This window comes from Lentzea sp. NPDC042327 (genome assembly GCF_040647275.1).
Taxonomy (GTDB): domain Bacteria; phylum Actinomycetota; class Actinomycetes; order Mycobacteriales; family Pseudonocardiaceae; genus Lentzea.
Map to the genome: position 1 here is coordinate 14703 of NZ_JBEZBX010000031.1, position 17147 is coordinate 31849.

The window sequence follows — 17147 nt, forward strand, 5'->3', positions numbered from 1 at the left end:
CAGGGATCGGCCCGACAGGCGGTTGACGGAACCGCCGGGGAGCGCCGCGACCGCAAACGAGGGGAACAGTGGGATTCTTCCGAAAGCACCGGACCACGCTCGCGTCCGGAACGGTGCTCGTTCTCGCGGCCGCCTCACTCGTTGCCTACGCGTTCACGTCCACCGGAAATCCGGTCCGCCAGGTCGACCTCGACGACGGCGGTGTCTGGGTCACCAGTGACCGCGACGGTTTGTTCGGCCGGCTCAACAAACCGGTCGGAGCGCTCGACGCCGCGTTCAACCCGCCCGGCGGGGCACGGCAGAGCTATCAGCTAGACGTCGTCCAGGACGCCTCCGCGGTGGTCGCGCGGGACCGGGCAGGCGGCAAGCTGTACCCGGTCGACGTCGCCCGCTCGGTGACGCTGGGTGACCACGGGCTGGCGTTGCCCAGCGGCGGCCAGGTGGCGCTCGCGGGGGGCACGCTCGCCGTGCTCGACCCCGCCGCGGGCAAGGTCTGGGCGACCCGAGTCGACGTCGCCGCCGGCGTGAGCGCGCTCGACCAGGTGAGCCAGGAGACCCCGCCGCTCGCCGGCCTGGACGCCGCCGACACCGCCGCGCTGGCGGTCGGGCTGGACGGTGCGGTGCACGCCGTGTCCGCCAACGGCCGCACGGTGCGGGTGACCCCGGCCGGGACCGGCTTCGGCGAACCCGAGTACGGCAAGCTCCCCACCGCCCTCAAGGCACCGGCGATCACCGCCGTCGGCCCCGACGCCGTCGTGCTCGACGCGGAGTCCGGCACCCTCTTCCTGCCCGGCGGCCGCACCGCGCGGGCCGGGCGCGAGTCCGTGCTGCAGCACGCCGGGCCGGAGGCGGCCGCGGTCGTCGTGGCCGGCCGGACCGAGCTGACGGCGTTCGACCTGGACGGCGACGGCGCGGTGGTGCTGCACGAGGGCGTGGACGGTGCCCCGGCCGAACCGGTGCGGCTCGGCGACTGCGTGCACGCCGCGTGGGCCGGCGCGTCCGGCGGCTACTTCCGCTCCTGCGGCGGCCAGAAGGCCGCACCGGGCAACATCCGGGACGCGAAGGCGCTGGTGCAGCCGGTGTTCCGGGTGAACCGCAAGGCGATCGTGCTGAACGACGTCGCGACCGGCGCGGTGTGGGACCTGAGCACCCAGCGCAAGGTCGACGACTGGCAGGCGGTGAAGCCGCCGCCCCAGCAGAACCCCAGCGACAAGGACAAGAACGAGAACACCACCGAGTCCGCCAAGGACAAGCCGCCGAAGGCCTCCGACGACACCCTCGGCGCACGGCCCGGCCGCACCACGGTGCTGCACGTGCTCGACAACGACTCCGACCCCGCGGGCAACATCCTGTCCGTCACGGCCGTGAGCGACCTCGACCGCAAGGACGTGGCGCTCGCGATCGCCCCGGACGGGCAGACCGTCGAGGTGACGCTGCCGGAGCAGGCCCAGGACGCGCACTTCAAGTACACCGTCGACGACGGCAAGGGCCTCAACGCCACGGCCGCCGTCACCGTGCAGGTGCGCACCGCGACGCAGAACGAGGCGCCCGCCGTGCGCAAGGGCGCCGTGCCGCACGAGTGGTCGGTCGCCTCCGGTGGCCGGTTGACGCTGCCGGTGCTCGCGGACTGGCGCGACTTCGACGGCGACCCGGTCGTGCTGACCGAGGCCGCGGCCAAGGCGGGTGTCGCGACCACGACCAACACCGGGTTCGTCGAGTACGCGGCACCGGTCCAGGCCGGTCAGCAGGCGGTCGACTACCGGGTCACCGACGGCATCGCGAACGCCGTCGCGGGAGCGGAACGCGTGCGGGTGCTCGACGCCGCCGCACCGGCCGCCCTGCCCCCGGTCGCGCGCCCGGACGTCGCACGGGGCCAGGTCGGCACACCGGTCCTGGTGCGCCCGCTGGAGAACGACCTGCCCGGCGCCGACCCGGTCGACCCCGCCGCCGAGCTGCGGCTCGCCGCCGACGTGGCACCGATCGCGGGCGCGACGGTCACCACCGACACGAAGACCGGCCTGGTCACGCTGACCGCGACGAAGCCGGGCACCTTCCCGCTGGACTACACCGCGGCGTTCGGCAACGCGCCGTTCGCCAAGGGCGCCATCCGCATCGACGTCGCCGCCGCACCCGCCTCCCCGCTGCCTCCGGTCGCCATGCCGGACAACGCGGTGGTGCGCGGTCAGGAACCCGTCGTCGCCGACGTGCTGGCCAACGACTTCAGCCCGGCGGGGTCGCTGCTGGGCGTGCAGCACGCCGAGAGCACCTCCGGTCAGCTCGAGGTCGCCGTCGTCAAGGGCCGCTGGCTGCGGATCAACGCGACCGCGCCCACCCTCGACCGCAACCCGCAGGTCGTGCGCTACACCGTGACCGACGGCGTGACCGGCCCGGTGACCGGCGAGGTCACCGTCACCCAGCTGCCGCCGCCCGCGGACGACACCCCGGTGCCCAAGGACGACCGGGCGGCGGCCCGCGCCGGTGACTCGGCGACGATCCCGGTGCTGGACAACGACATCTCACCGGCCGGTGCCCCGCTGACGCTGCAGTCCAACGTGCAGGGCGCGCCGGGCACCGGGCGCCTGACCGTCACCACGCGGGACGGCCGCCAGGACGCGGGCACCGCTTACGTCGCGGGCGACGTGGTCCGCTACGTGGCACCGGACCGGCTCGACACCCCGTTCGTCGCCGACGTCTCCTACGTGGTGCAGAACCCGGACGGCGACCAGGCCGTCGGCCACGCGCACGTGACCGTGAACCCGGCGCCGACGCCCGCCAACCCGAACCAGCCGCCGGCACCGGAACCCGTCGAGGTGCGGGTCGTCGCCGGCGACCGGGTGACGGTCACCGTGCCGTCGAGCGGTGCTGACCCCGACGGCGACTCGGTCGCGGTCACCGGCATCGCGTCCGCACCGGCGATCGGCCGCGTCGTCGGGATCGCCGGCACCTCGCTGACCTACGAGGCGTTCCCGACCTCGAACGGGACCGACACGTTCGGGTTCGTCGTCACCGACTCCTACGGCCGCACCGGCGAGTCGCTGGTCCGCGTCGCCGTGGTGCCGCCGGGAGACCCGCAGCCACCGGTCGCGGTGGACGACGTCGTGACCGCCGCACCCGGTGCGCGCCTGGCCGTCGACGTGCTCGCCAACGACGTGCGGGCACCCGGCGACACGGTGACCGTCGAACCGCTGGAGGCGCGCAACCCGTCGCTGCCCGGTGACGTGAAGGCCACCGACGGCCGCATCGAGCTGACCGCGCCGGACCTCACCGGCAAGCCGCTGGTGATCGCCTACGCCGTCACCAACGGACTCGGCCAGCCCTCGGTCGCCACGCTCACCGTCCGCAGCCGGGAGGGCTTCCAGGTCCCGCCGGTCGCCGGCGAGCTGTTCCCGCTGGTGAGCAAGGGCGACAGCACGGTCGAGGTGGACCTCGCCGGCGCGGTCGCCGACCCCGACGGGCCGGCCGGCGAGCTGGAGGTCACCAAGGTCTTCCACGAGCGGGCCGAGGTCTCCGGGCTCAAGGCGACCGTGCCGGTCGGCGACCACCCGCGCACCCTCGTCTACGAGGTCAGGGACGCTTCCGGAGCCACGGCGGCGGGGCTGGTCCACGTGCCGTCGAAGGGCACCGGCGCCCCGCGCGCCATCCCGGACAAGCTGATCTCCGTGCCCGCGGACGGTTCCGTGACCGTGCAGGTCGAGGACTACGTCGAGGTCCCGTCGGGCAAGCAGCCCAAGCTCACGACGGTCGACCGGGTCACCGCCGCGCCCTCGACCGGGCTGGCGGTGCGCAACGAGGGCGACACCGGGCTCGTCCTCACCGCGCGCGACGGCTACACCGGACCGGCCGCGGTCACGTTCCAGGTCACCGACGGCAGCTCGCTCACCGACCCCGAGGGCAAGTTCGCCCTGATCACGGTGCCGGTGCAGGTCGGCCCCGACACGCCGGTGCTGCGGTGCCCGTCCTCGGCGCTCGCGGTCGTCGAGGGAGGCCTTCCGGTGAAGGTCGACGTCACGTCCGTGTGCCACGTGTGGGTCGCCGACCGGTCGAGGCTCGGGGACGTCCGGTACCGGGCGAGCTGGCTCGAACAGCCGGACGGCGTGTCGCTGGAGGGTTCCGGCGAACGCACGCTGACCGTCACCGCGGCCGGCGGCGCGAAGCCGGGCTCGACCGGCACGATCGAGGTCGGCGCGGGCGACGGGCCGAAGGGCAAGCTCGTGGTGGAGGTCGCCGCCGCACTGCCGCCCGCCATCGCACCGGTGACGGTGGACGGCGTGAAGGCGGGCGACACGGCGACCGTCGACCTCGTCTCCTACGTGCGCTCGCAGCTGCGCGATCCGAAGATCTCCGTCGTCGCGGTCACCCAGGTCAACGGTGCCGGGGCGAACGTGAGCAACGAGGGCTCGACCGTGCGCATCACCCCGAACGGCGACGCGCACGGCGCAATGGAGTTCAACGTCGTCGTGACCGACGTGGCCGACACCGGCCGGGAGGACCGCAGGGTCACCGGCCGGATCAGGCTGAACGTGCTCGGCGTGCCCGACGCTCCCGGCACCCCGGTGACCGGTCGCACGGTGCTGAGCAAGGTCGTCGAACTGTCGTGGAGCACGCCCTCGGGCAACGGCGCGCCGATCGACTCCTACGAGGTCGACCACGGCCGCGGCAAGCAGGTGTGCCCGGCGTCGCCGTGCACGATCACCGGGTTGTCCAACGGCACGGAGTACACGTTCACCGTCCGGGCGCACAACCTCGTCGGGTGGGGCAAGCCGAGCGGCTCGTCCGCGCCGGCCCAGCCGAACACGGTGCCCGGCGCCGTCACCGGGCTCAGCACGTCCGAGCCGCGGGACGGCACGCTGAAGCTGAGCTGGGCCGCGGCCGCCAACGAGGGCACGCCCGTGCTGCGGCACGAGATCAGCTGGTCCGGCGGTGGCCGCACGACGGCACCCGGCGGTGCGACGAGCGTGACGGCCACCGGCCTCGACAACGACGCGCAGACCGTGTTCACGGTGATCGCGGTCAACTCGCAGGGCCCCGGCCCCGCGGTCACCGTCGAGGGCCAGTCGGCCGGTGCCCCGGACGCCCCGGCGGCGCCGGCGTTCACCGCGACGAACGCCGCGAACGCCCAGACCCGCGCGGTCACCGTGTCGTGGGGCGCGGTCGGTGCGAACGGCCCCGGCCCCACGACCTACACGCTGACCCGCACCGGCGGCGGCACCAAGACGGTGTGCTCGAAGGTCACCGCCACCACGTGCCTGGACGACGGCCTGCAGAACGACGGCACGATCTACAGCTACACCGTCGTCGCCGCGAACGCCGCCGCCGAGGCCGAACCGGCCGGGCACACCTCGCCGGCCAGCGCGCCCGCGCAGATGGAGGCGACCGCGACCCCGGACCCGATCACCGGGTTCACCGCGGCACCCACCGGCGTGGACGGGCAGGCGGCGCTGCGGTTCGACGTCGGCGCCTCGCACGGCAGGTCGAACACCGTGAGCTGCACCTGGTTCGGCGGCTCGTGCGGCACCTGGACCTACCCGGTCGGCGGGCAGGCCGGCGCGACGCAGACGATCAACGGACTGCCGAACGGGCAGCCGGTCACGATCAGCCTCCAGGCGTGTAACGGCAGTGGTGGCGGTGCGTACGCGGGCAACCCGTGCAACAGCGCGGCCACCGCGGGCGTGACCACCTACGGGCCGATGCGCGACCTCGCGCTCAACACCTCGAACAACAACACGGTCATCAACTTCTCCGTCTCGGTGAACCCGAACGGCAAGCCCGCGACCGTGCGCGTGACGACGAGCCGCGGCTTCGACCAGACCTTCACCACCGGTGTCGGCGGGTGGAGCTGGTCGGGCAGCCAGGACGTCGGCTACTCGCAGAACGTGACCGTGACGGCGACGGTGTCCGACGCGGGCCGGCCGACGCTGAGCCAGTCCCGGCAGCAGGCCACCCCACCGCCTCCGCCGCCACCCACCGTGACGGTGTCGAAGGGAGCCGCCTGCGGTGCGGGCGGGTGCAACGGATCAGGTGTCTGCACTTCTTCGGCGTGTGCGTACGTCGTCGTGCAGACCGCGAATTTCAGCAGCAGCGTGACGTGCACGTTCAACAGCGACCACGGCCCGGTCGGATTCGTGAACGAGAACTTCGGCCCCAACGAGCGCCGGCAGACGAGGAACTACTACGGATATCCGGGCGAACAGGTCTACGTGACCTGTGGTGGCGTCCAGGGATCATTCCGTTGGTGAACAGTGAAGGAAATACCATGACCGTGACCCCTGAACAGGCTCGGCTGTTCGCGCAGACCTTCGAGCAAATGGTGCTGAACATCTCGCGGGCCATTTCCGGCAAGGAGCACGTGATCCGCCTGGCGCTCACCGCGTTGCTCTCCGACGGCCACCTGCTGCTGGAGGACTACCCCGGCACGGGCAAGACATCGCTGGCGAAGGCGCTGGCGAACACGGTGCAGGGCACCAGCGCCCGCATCCAGTTCACGCCGGACCTGCTGCCGTCGGACGTCACCGGTGTGCAGATCTACGACCAGCAGCGCGGTGTGTTCCGGTTCCACCCCGGGCCGATCTTCGGCTCGATCGTGCTCGCCGACGAGATCAACCGGGCCTCGCCGAAGACGCAGTCGGCGCTGCTGGAGGTGATGGAGGAGGGCCGGATCACCGTCGACGGCGAGACGCACCCGGTGGGGTCGCCGTTCATGGTGATCGCCACGCAGAACCCGATCGAGCAGGCCGGCACCTACCGGTTGCCGGAGGCGCAGCTCGACCGGTTCCTGATGAAGACCAGCATCGGCTACCCGGACCACAACGCCACCGTGGCGCTGCTGGCCGACGCGGCGACGCGGGACCGGTCGGCGACCGTGCCGCCGGCCATCGCGGCGAGCGCGGTGGCGCAGCTGACCGCGCTGGCCGACCAGGTGCACGTCGACCCGGCGGTGCTCGGGTACGTCAGCCGGATCGCCGAGGCGTCGCGGTCGCACCCCGCGGTGCGGCTCGGCGTGTCGGTGCGCGGGTGTCTCGCGTACGTGCGGTGCGCCAAGACGTGGGCGCTCGCCCAGGGGCGCGGTCACGTCGTGCCGGACGACGTCCAGCAGCTCGCGCACCCCGTGCTGGGCCACCGGATCCTGCTGCACCCGGAGGCGCAGTTCGACGGCGCCACCGTGGAGAAGGTGGTCGACTCGCTGTTCGCGGACGTCGAGCCGCCCGTGCGCCGGGGGGCCTGAGGTGGTGCGGCTGCTGGAGGTGGTCTCGCCGGCGGGCCGGTTGCTCGCGGTCGCGTCGGCGGTGGGGTGGGTGCTCGGCGCCGTGCTCGGCTGGGACGAGCTCGTGCTGCTCGGCGCCACCGGGCTGGTGCTGCTGGCGCTGGCGTGCGGGCTGACGCTGGGCCGCGGCGCGGTGCGGGTCGACGTGTCCGTCGCCAAGCGCCGCCTGCGGCCCGACGAGTCGACGCGCTGCGCGGTCGAGGTCGAGCACCACGGCCGCAGGACGCTGTTCGCGCCCGAGGTGGAGCTGCCGATCGGCCGGGACCGGGTCGAGGTCTTCGACAGCGGCCGCGAGGTGGAGGTCGCCGGGCTGCGGCGCGGGGTGATCGCGGTCGGACCGGCCACCACGGTCAGGGGCGACCCGCTCGGCCTGGTGCGGCGGACGGTCGCGATGACCGAGGTCGTCGAGCTGTTCGTGCACCCGCTGACCGTGCCGCTGGCGCCGCTGGGCACCGGGTTGCTGCGCGACCTGGAGGGCTGCACCACCAACGACGTCTCGATGAGCGACCTCGCGTTCCACGCGCTGCGCGAGTACGCGCCGGGCGACGACCGGCGGCACATCCACTGGCGCTCCACGGCGAAGCTCGCCGCGTCCACTCAGGACGGACGGTTCCTGGTGCGGCAGTACCTCGACTCCCGGCGCGCGCACGTCGTGGTGGTCGTCGACGGCGCCGAACAGTCCTATCCGGACCCTTCGGTGTTCGAGACGGCCCTGTCCGCCGGTGCGTCGGTGGTGCAGCGCGCGGTGGCGGACGGGATCGACACCAGCGTGGTCGCCTCCGGGCACCTCTCCGGCCGGGCCCAGCACGTGCTGGACGTGTTCGCCCGCGCAGAGCTGGGCGGCCCGTCGCTCGCCGAGGTGACCGCCCGTGCGGCGGCCGCGGCTCCCGACGCCACGCTGCTCGTGCTCGTCACCGGCGCGCGGCACGGCTACGGCGACCTGCGCGCCGTCGCGACCGCGTTCCCGGCCGAGGTGCGCAAGGTCGTGCTGCGGGTGGACCCGCGGCAGCGCACCGCGCGGTCGGCGAGCACCGCGTTCACCGTGCTCACCCTGCGCCGGCTGGGCGACCTGCCGGTGCTGCTGGCGGGAGGGACCCTGCAGTGACCGGACTCGTGCCCCGCCGCGACGACCTCGTCGACGCCGCCTTCCTGTGCGCGTTGTTCGTCGTCGCGCTGCTGGGGTTCCGCACCACCTACACCGGCTGGGGCTTCCTGCTCGCCGGCGGCACCGGCCTCCTGCTCGGCGTCCTGGCCGGGCACGTCGCGTCGGTGCTGCGCCGGCCGATGATCGCCGTCGCCGCCATGACGGTCGCGGTGTTCTTCCTCCTCGGCGGTGTCGTGGCGCTGCGCGAGGACGGGGGACTGCCGACACCCGACGTCCTCGCCGGTCTGCTCGACCTCGGCGTGCACGGCTGGAAGCAGCTGCTCACCACGCTGCCGCCGGTCGACGGCGCAGGTCCGCTGCTGGTGATCCCGTACATCCTCGGCCTGCTGTGCGGGTCGGGAGGCTTCACGCTGGCCCGCCGCGTGCCGCTCAGCGGGGCACCGATCGGCGCGCCGCTCGCCGTGCTCGCCGCGGTGGTCCTGCTCGGCACCGGTGAGGCGGCCGGGGTGCTCGGCGCGGTGTTCGCCGCGGTCGCGGCAGGCTGGCTCGCGGTGCGCGCGGCCCGGCACCGCACCGGTGTGCGTGCCGGTGGGATGCGCCGGGTGCGCGCGGTGACCGCCGTGGCGCTCGTCGGCGTCGCGGCCGGGTTCGCGCTGGTGGTGTCGCCGGTGCTGCCCGGCACCGGCAGCGCCCACCGGGTGGTGCTGCGCAAGTACGTGGAGCCGCCGTTCGAGATCGGCGCCTACGCGAGCCCGCTGGTCGGCTACCGCAAGCACACGAAGGACGCCAACCAGCTCTGGGACCAGACGCTGTTCACCGTGCGGGGGCTGCCGGAGGGCGAACGCGTCCGGATCGCCACCCTCGACGGGTACGACGGCCGGGTGTGGGGCGCGACGAACGACCCGGCCGGTGCGGTGGACCCGGTGCAGCGCAACAACTTCCAACGCATCGGTGTGCGCATCCCGGCCACCGGGACCGGAACCGAGTCCGACGTGACCATCCGGATCGAGGCCGCCTACGCGACGGCGGACGAGCTGAACGCGTGGCTGCCGACGGCCGGACGCGCACGGGAGATCGCCTTCAGCGGTGAGCGCAGGGCCGGTCACACCGAGAACCTGCGCTACAACCTCGCGACCGCGTCCGGCATCGTCGCCGACCGGTTGCGCGAGGGGGACACCTACTCGCTGCGCACGGTCCTGACCACAGCGGGCATCCCGGACGACGCCCAACCGTTCGGACGGCCGTCGGTGCGCACCTCCGAGCTGGCTTTCGTGCGCGGCAAGGTCGCCAAGTGGACCGGTGGCGCGACGACGACCGCCGAACGGCTGAAGGCGGCCGCCGCGTACCTGCGCGACAACGGCGCCTACACCGACGGCGGTCCAGGCGAGACCGAGTACCTGCCGGGGCACAGCGCGGGCCGGCTCACGGCGTTCTTCAACGCCAAGCGCCCGGCGGGCAACGATGAGCAGTACGCCGCCGCGTACGCGTTGGTGGCGAACGAGATCGGCATGCCCGCACGGGTCGTGCTGGGCGCGGTGCCGGGCAGCGGCGGTGTGGTGCGCGGCGAGAACGTGCAGGCGTGGGTGGAGCTGCACCTCGCGGACGGCACGTGGGCGGTCGTCCCGAACACCGAGTTCATGCCGGACCGCTCGAAGAAGCCGGACCACCAGCCGCCGCAGGAGATCGAGAACACCGACGCCGCGGTGGTGCCGCCGCCGAACACGGTGAAGATGCCCAGCTCGCTGGTCGACGCGAGCCGCACCGACGCGAGCGGCGTCGGCATCGGCGACCCCGGCGGGTCCTGGCTGCCGGGCTGGCTCGCCGGCCTGCTGGCCGACGCCGCCTCCGTGCTGCTGCCGATCGCCGCGGTGGTCGGTCTCGTCGTCGGGGGCAAGGCCGTGCGCCGCCACCGCCGCCAGACGCGCGGCAGCACCGCGAACCGGTTCGCCACGGGCTGGCACGAGCTCGTGGACCACGCCCGCGACCTCGGGGCACGGGTGCCGCGCGGCCTGACCCGGCGCCAGGAGGCCACCCTGCTGGCCGGGTTCGACCTGGGCGGCCTGGCGGTGCGGGCCGACGCCCACGTGTTCGGGCCGGGACAGCCGGACCAGGCGGCCGTGGACGCGTACTGGGCGGACGTGCGCGAGGCCAGGAAGCGGATGCGCACCGGCGTGCCGCGCTGGCGGCGGTGGCTCGCACCGCTCGACGTCCGCACGTTCCTGCCGGCCAGGGCCAGGTGAGGGCGTGCAGATCACGTTCACGCTCGCGCGCTCCGATGCCGTTGAACCCGCAATCACCCGGAGCGGTGGAACAACTCCACCCGGCTGGGCGACCTGCGTTGCGCGCCAGGGGGTCGCATGAACACAGTGCCGGACATGAAGCAGGTGTTGCAGCACAGGATCGACGCGACGTTCGCCCACTACGACGTGAACGGCAACGGTGTCATCGAGCTCGCCGACGTCTACGCGCTGGCGGAGCGGTTGTTGCGGGCGTTCGGGGAGCCGGCGGGGTCGGAGCGCGGGCGGGAGCTGGTGGAGGCGCACGACCGGTTCTGGGAGATGCTGGCCGTGCACTGCGACGCCGACCGGGATGGGCAGGTCTCGCCGGAGGAGTACCGGGAGGCGATGATCGAGATGTTCGTGACCGGAGGGCCGATCGAGGCGGACTTCCTGGAGGTGGTGCAGGAGTTGCTGGCCCTCGCGGACACCGACGGTGACGGGCGGGTCGACGTGGACGAGTTCACCGTGCTGCTCAAGGCGCGCGGGCTCGGTGACGACGAGTGCGGGGTGGCGTTCGCGCACCTCGACACCGACGGTGACGGGGCGATCAGCGTGCCGGAGTACATCGCGGCGGTGCGCGACTACTACACGAACCCGGCCGAGGACACGCCCGGCAGCTGGCTGTACCCGAAGGCGTTGCAGCGCACCTGACGGAACGGGTCCCCGCTCCGCGTTGTCCCGCAGATTCCCCAAAGCCCACCCGTTGCCGCCCTCACCTCCTGCCTCTGCCCGCATCTGCAAGTACCACCAACTCAACCTCAACAGGCACTTCTCTACTGCCAACTGCGCCTCCGGCCCTCTGCGCGTGCAGGGCCTGGTTCGGTGCATGGCGACCATGTGGGTGGTAGTCAGCGGCGATTCGATCAAGAGTTGGCGGTACTCGCAGATGCGGCGGGCAAACGAGGGGCGGGCAGGTGCTAGCGGGTGCAGCGGTAGCTCGACGCCGCCTTCGGGTCGCCGTGGACGTACCGCGACACCCGCGGGTACGGGCAGAGGTCGCGGGTCGCGCCGTCGGGGGCTGTGGCGGCGAGCGTCGCCGGGGCCTTGCCGTGCTCCACCCAGTCGACGAGTGCGCCGAGCTGGTTCGTGGGCGCGGCGCCGGGGCCGCCGGCGCAGTGGTCGACGCCGGGGGCCAGGAACAGGCGGTAGAAGTCGTCGACACGGGCCGTCGTGCGCTCCACCTGCTCGCGGTACGCGAGCGTGCCGCCGGGCGGGATCAGCTGGTCGTTGGTGCCCACGAGCGTCAGCAGCTTGCCGCCGGCGCGCCGGAACGCCGACAGGTCCGGGTCCGAGGTGCCGATGACGGCGTCGTACTCGCGCACCGACTGGCGGAACAGGTCGCGGTACTGCTGGTAGGTCAGCTTCGAGGTGTCGGAACCGGGCTGCTTGAGCAGGAAGCTCTGCACCCACAGCACCGCCACCGGGAACCCGGGACCGGACGCGCCGGGCAGCGTGCCGGCGAGCCACAGCGGGTCGGCGCCCTTGGGCAGACCGGCCCACAGGTTGCGGCCGCGTTCGTCGGTCGGGCCGTCCCACACCTTCCGCATCACGTCGGCGTCGGCCCTGGTGACCGTGACCTCCCGGCCGTCGCACAGGACCGTCCTGCCCACCAGGCGCCGCGGGTCGTAGCCGCAGCGGTCGGGCCGGTCGACGATGCCGTCGGTGACGCGGTCGTTCGCGTCGCACGCCTCGATCGCGGCCTTGCGGAACTCGTTCAGCACGCAGTTGCCGACGACGTGGCCGTCCTGGTTCTGCACGACCTGCGGCCACAGCGTCGCGACGGCGAACTGCGCCCAGTTGACGGCCGGTGCGTTGGCGACGATGCCGTCGAAGTCGCCGGGGTGGCGCTGCGCCTCGGCGTAGCCTTGGCGGCCGCCGGTCGAGCAGCCGTTCCAGTACGAGTAGCTGACCGGGCGCCGGTAGTGCTCGCGCACCACGGACTTCCCGACGACCGCGGACTCGTGCACCGAGCGCGACGCGAAGTTGGTCAGCAGCGTCCGGTCGACCTGGCCGTTCCTGAGCGCCCAGCCGGTGTCGAGCCCGTCGCGCACGCCCGCGTCGGTGGACACGGCGGCATAGCCGTCCTTCACGGCCTGCACGAACGGCGCGCCGAAGTCACCGGCGGCGTAGGCGCCACCGCCCACGCCCTGCAACCGGCCCGTCCAGCCGGTCTCGGGCAGTGCCACGACGACCTTCACGTGGTCGGTGCCGTCGTGCGTGAGCGTCACGGTGACCTCGCAGTACGCGGGCACGTCGTGGACGGGCGGCGGCGCCGACAGCGGCGTCTGCGGGAACTCGACGGTCCCACCGGGCCTGCGGGTCGCGGCAACGCCCTCGACCGCCGCACCGCCGGGAGCGGTGACCTGGACGGTCGTGCACCCGGTCTGGCCCGCTGATGCCGGCGGTGCGAGGGGCACCAGTGCGGTCAGCAGCACGCTCGTGGCGAACAGCTTCGTCAGTCGTCTCACGTCGGGCGACGCTACGCGCGAAGGGCGCCGGTCGCGCCCGTCGGACAACGCCATCGGTGTACGTCATCGTGCCCCCGTTCACCGGACCGGGTGATCGGCTTGCGAGACTTCCCGCATGCGTGAGGTGGGCAACGGGCGCTACCGGCTGATCCGCGAGCTGGGGCGGGGCGGCATGGGTGCCGTGTGGCTCGGCGAGGACTCGGTCCTGGGCCGGGAGGTCGCGGTCAAGGAGCTGCTGCTGCCCGGCACCGTGCCCGCCCACGAGCGGGCCGTCTACCAGGAACGGGTGCTGCGCGAGGCGCGCATCGCGAGCCGGCTGTCCGAACCCGCCGTGGTGACCGTCTTCGACCTGATCTCCGAGGACGACCAGACGTTCATCGTGATGGAGCTGATCAACGCTCCCACCCTGGACGCGTGCGTCGACCGCGACGGCCCGCTCGGCGTGAGGGAGGCCGCCACGCTCGCCGGCCAGCTGCTGGACGCGCTGGAGGCCGCGCACGAGCAGGGCATCGTGCACCGCGACGTCAAGCCGGGCAACGTCATGGTGCCCGGCAGGGGCACGGCGAAGCTCACCGACTTCGGCATCGCGCAGTCGCTCGACGACCCGCGGCTCACCGCCACCGGGACGCTGATCGGCTCGCCCGCCTACATGTCACCGGAACGCCTGGCGGGCGGGGAGGCCTCGCCGGCGTGGGACCTGTGGGCGCTGGGCGCCACGCTGTTCTACGCGGTCGAGGGCCGCGGCGCGTTCGACCGCCCGACGACCTCGGCGACGATCCTCGCGGTGATGAGCGAACGTCCGGTGCCGCGGGTCAGCGGACCGCTGGGCGAGCTGATCACCGGCCTGATGGAGCCCGACCCGCAGCGCCGCCTCGGCACCGGGCAGGCCCGCCGGCTGATCACCCGCGCGCTCGTGCAGCCGGACCTGACGGAACGCTTCGAACCGGTGTCGGGGCCGATGCCAGCGCCCAGGCCTCCCGCGTTCCACAGCGGCCCGGTCACCACGCCGCCACCGTTCACCACGCCACCACCGTTCACCGCGGCCCCACCGGTCGAGGTCCTCGTGCCGCCGCGCAAGCGCCGCTCGGTCGGCATGTACCTGTCGGCGACGCTGACGCCGTTGTTCATCGTCGGAGTGTTCGTCCTGCTGTACTTCACCGTCTTCAAGCCGATGCTCGGCAACACGGGCCTGGGCAACACGGGCCTGGGCAACACGGGGCTGGGCAACACGAGCCTGGGCAACACGGGTGCCGGCAACACGGGCGACGGCCCCGCCAGCTCAGCGGCGATGCAACCGGTGCTGACCCTGGGCATCGACGGCGACATCAAGGACGACAGCCTGCTGGCGTTCAGGAAGGACTGCCTGGCCTGGACGCCCGCGAAGGACGCCGCGCCGATCAAGCCGCAGCAGCGCGGCGGCTGCTACAAAGAGCACGCGACCGAGGTCCTCGACACCGTGCTCGCCAACTCCGAGATGGAGAAGGACGTGGCGTACCCCGGCGTGGAGGAGCTGACGAAGATCGGCGGCACCGCCTGCACCCGCACGTTCCTGTCGAACAAGGTCACCGGGCAGGACAAGGAGAAGACGCTGCGGTACTGGGTGGTGGTCCCGACCGCCGAGTCGTGGAAGGTGAAGACCCAGAACGGCTACCGGCACTCCAGCCGCGTCATCCACTGCTTCGTGGGCAGGGCGGACGGCACGCCGCTGACCGAGCCGCTGATGGCGCAGTGAGGCGCGGCGCGGTGCGTCGGAAGCACCGCGCCGCACCCGTTCTCAGTCCTCCACGCTGATCGCGGACGCCGGGCACACCTCGGCCGCGTGCCGCACGTCGGCCCGGCGTTCCTCCGCGGGGCTCGGGTTCAGCAGGTCCACCAGCCCGTCCTCGTCGCGCTGGTCGAACACGTCGTCGGCGGCGAGCACGCACTGCCCGGCCCCGACGCACCTGCCCTGGTCGACGCTGACCCTCATTCCGACCTCCACGTCACCGGCAGTTCGGACACGCCACCCGTGAGCGTGGCCCTGATTTCAAGCTCTGACACGTCCTTGGCCAGCCGCATCCGCGGCAACCGCTTGGCCAGCGCGGCGAACACGACCCGCAGCTCGGTCCTGGCCAGCGACGCGCCGATGCAGAAGTGCGCGCCGTGCCCGAACCCGAGGTGCGTCCTCTCCGGACGGTCGGGGTTGAACACCTCCGCGTCGGAGTACACCCCGTCGTCCCGGTTCGCGGCGTTGATCGACAGGATCAGCGCGTCACCGCGCTCGATCGTCACGCCGGCGATGTCGACGTCCTCGTGCGCGTACCGCAGCAGCCCCAGGTCACCGGGCGCGCCGAGCCGCATGATCTCCTCGACCACCGCGTCGACGTGCCCGTCCGGGTCGGCGACCAGCGCGTCCCAGTGCTCGCGGTTGGTCATGAGGAACAGCACGCCGAGCCCGATCCGGTTGACCGTGGTCTCGTGGCCCGCGAACAGCAGCCCGACGCACAGCCGCACCATCTGCTCGTAGTCGAACGCCGAGTCGGCGCCCTGCGCGCGGACCAGGTCGGAGATCACGTCCTCACCGAGGTCCGGTCGCTTGGTCTCGATCAGCCCGATCATGTAGCGGAAGAACTCCTCGCGCGCCCGGTGCGCCTCCTCGCCGATCGCCGTGCCCGCCATGCGCTCGGACAACGACGCGAACAGCTCGCTGTCGGCCTCCGGGACGCCGAGCAGGCGGCAGATCATGGCCACCGGCAACGGGAACGCCAGCCCGCGGTGCAGGTCGACGACCCCGGCGGTCTCGTGCTCCGCCTCCAGCCGGTCGAGGTACCCCTCGATCAACCGTTCCATGTGGTCGGACAGCATCCGCATGCGCTTGGCGGAGAACGCGGGCGTGAGCAGGCGCCGCATCCGCGCGTGGTCGGCCTCCTCGGTCTCGTACTCGCCGGTCGGCCCGTCCAGCACGGCCGCGGTCGTGATCCGCGAGGCCTGCTCGGGGTGCGGGTGGGAACGGCCGAAGCGCTTGTCACCGAGCAGGAGGCGCACCTCCTCGAACCGGGTCACGAGCCACGCGGGGTCGCCGGTCGGTGTGGTGACCGGGGCGATGGGGGCCTCTCTGCGCAGCAGCGAGTAGAGCGGGGCGAGTTCGAGCACGTTCGGCCTGGGCAAAGGCAGCTGAATGCGTTCGGGAGCAAGGCTCATGACCCCGACCGTACCGTTTATTGGCACTAGCTGCCATTAAACTTTCGAGCCTCTGACGTGCTTGAATCACCCGATGGCGGACGTTGTGGCGGAAAACGGGGCACCCCGCAGGGGCCGCCCGCCGGTGAGCGGCGAGCAACGCCGCCGCCAGCGCCTGGAGATCTCCCGCCACGCCGTGCGCCTGTTCGCCGAGCAGGGCGTCGCCGCCACCTCCGGGGAGCAGATCGCCCGGGCCGCCGGCGTCTCCGAACGCACCTTCTGGCGCCACTTCCCGCACAAGGAGAGCTGCGTCGAGCCCCTCCTCACCCGCAGCGTGGACGCCTTCTGCGCCGTGCTGCGCGCCTGGCCGGCCGAGCTCGACCTGATCGACCACCTCCGCACCGCCTACCAGCCCGTCCTCGACGCGGGCTCTGACGACGACGTGGAGGCGGTCCTGGCGGTCGTCCGCCTCACCCACCACGAACCCGCCCTGCGCGCCGCGTACCTGATGCTCCGCGAACGCGACGAGGACGCCCTCGCCGAAGTCCTCGCCCACCGCATGGCCCTCCCCGCCGACTCGATTGCCGTCCGCGTCCAGGCCGCCGCCATGAGCGCGGTGCTGAAGGCCGCGACCGACGACGTGGCGGCCGCCACCGCCGGCGGCATCACACCGGAGGCACTCGAGGACCACAGGGAGCACCTCGCCCGCGCCCTCAGCCTCGTGCTGCGCGGCCTTTCGGACGCGAGCTCGCTGATGCGCGAACGCTGACCGCTCCGGCGTGCCCGAACGGGCGCGGAACCTACTCGCGGGTTGTGACCAGTGCCAGGGCCGCCTCCCGAACATCCGGGTCGGGGTGGGCGCGCAGCTCACGCAG

At 72.9% G+C, this 17147-nt stretch carries 10 protein-coding genes; 7 read left to right on the plus strand and 3 right to left on the minus strand.

Going from position 1 to position 17147, the window contains the following annotated elements; genetic code table 11:
* Positions 1–68 precede the first annotated feature (68 nt).
* From AB0A63_RS39535 to AB0A63_RS39555, 5 genes are all read left to right on the plus strand, one after another.
* Positions 69–6236 carry an Ig-like domain-containing protein gene (locus tag AB0A63_RS39535; protein WP_360401609.1) on the plus strand — a complete coding sequence of 2056 codons (6168 nt, stop codon included), beginning with the start codon at positions 69–71 and terminating at the stop codon, positions 6234–6236.
* Between the two features lie 17 nt (positions 6237–6253).
* Positions 6254–7222, plus strand: coding sequence for a MoxR family ATPase (locus AB0A63_RS39540; protein WP_360401612.1), 969 nt, complete (start codon positions 6254–6256; stop codon positions 7220–7222).
* 1 nt (position 7223) lies between these two features.
* Positions 7224–8366, plus strand: coding sequence for a DUF58 domain-containing protein (locus tag AB0A63_RS39545; RefSeq protein WP_360401615.1), 1143 nt, complete (start codon positions 7224–7226; stop codon positions 8364–8366).
* A complete protein-coding gene (locus AB0A63_RS39550; protein WP_360401618.1) occupies positions 8363–10606 on the plus strand; it encodes a transglutaminase-like domain-containing protein in 2244 nt (747 codons plus the stop codon). Before AB0A63_RS39545 ends, AB0A63_RS39550 begins: the two co-directional genes overlap by 4 nt.
* 135 nt (positions 10607–10741) lie before the next feature.
* Positions 10742–11296: an EF-hand domain-containing protein gene (locus tag AB0A63_RS39555; RefSeq protein ID WP_360401621.1), complete on the plus strand. Its 555-nt coding sequence runs from the start codon at positions 10742–10744 to the stop codon at positions 11294–11296.
* A gap of 266 nt (positions 11297–11562) precedes the next feature.
* Here the strand turns inward: AB0A63_RS39555 and AB0A63_RS39560 are convergent, their stop codons facing one another.
* Positions 11563–13062, minus strand: coding sequence for a tannase/feruloyl esterase family alpha/beta hydrolase (locus AB0A63_RS39560; RefSeq protein WP_360401636.1), 1500 nt, complete (start codon positions 13060–13062; stop codon positions 11563–11565).
* A 166-nt stretch (positions 13063–13228) separates the two neighbouring features.
* On the opposite strand from AB0A63_RS39560, the gene AB0A63_RS39565 reads away from it, so the two are divergent.
* Positions 13229–14845, plus strand: a complete 1617-nt coding sequence (locus tag AB0A63_RS39565) for a protein kinase (protein ID WP_360401624.1) — start codon at positions 13229–13231, stop codon at positions 14843–14845.
* A gap of 42 nt (positions 14846–14887) precedes the next feature.
* Here AB0A63_RS39565 and AB0A63_RS39570 read toward each other — a convergent pair whose 3' ends face one another.
* Together AB0A63_RS39570 and AB0A63_RS39575 are read right to left on the minus strand one after the other, a co-directional pair.
* Positions 14888–15082 (minus strand): ferredoxin, encoded by a 195-nt coding sequence (locus AB0A63_RS39570; protein ID WP_360401627.1) that lies wholly within the window; start codon positions 15080–15082, stop codon positions 14888–14890.
* Positions 15079–16293 (minus strand): cytochrome P450, encoded by a 1215-nt coding sequence (locus tag AB0A63_RS39575; protein ID WP_360401630.1) that lies wholly within the window; start codon positions 16291–16293, stop codon positions 15079–15081. The genes AB0A63_RS39570 and AB0A63_RS39575 overlap by 4 nt, the downstream gene beginning before the upstream one ends.
* Positions 16294–16366: 73 nt before the next feature.
* Here AB0A63_RS39575 and AB0A63_RS39580 point away from each other — a divergent pair, with 73 nt between their 5' ends.
* Positions 16367–17041, plus strand: a complete 675-nt coding sequence (locus AB0A63_RS39580) for a helix-turn-helix domain-containing protein (protein ID WP_360401633.1) — start codon at positions 16367–16369, stop codon at positions 17039–17041.
* The last annotated feature ends 106 nt before the right edge of the window (positions 17042–17147 follow it).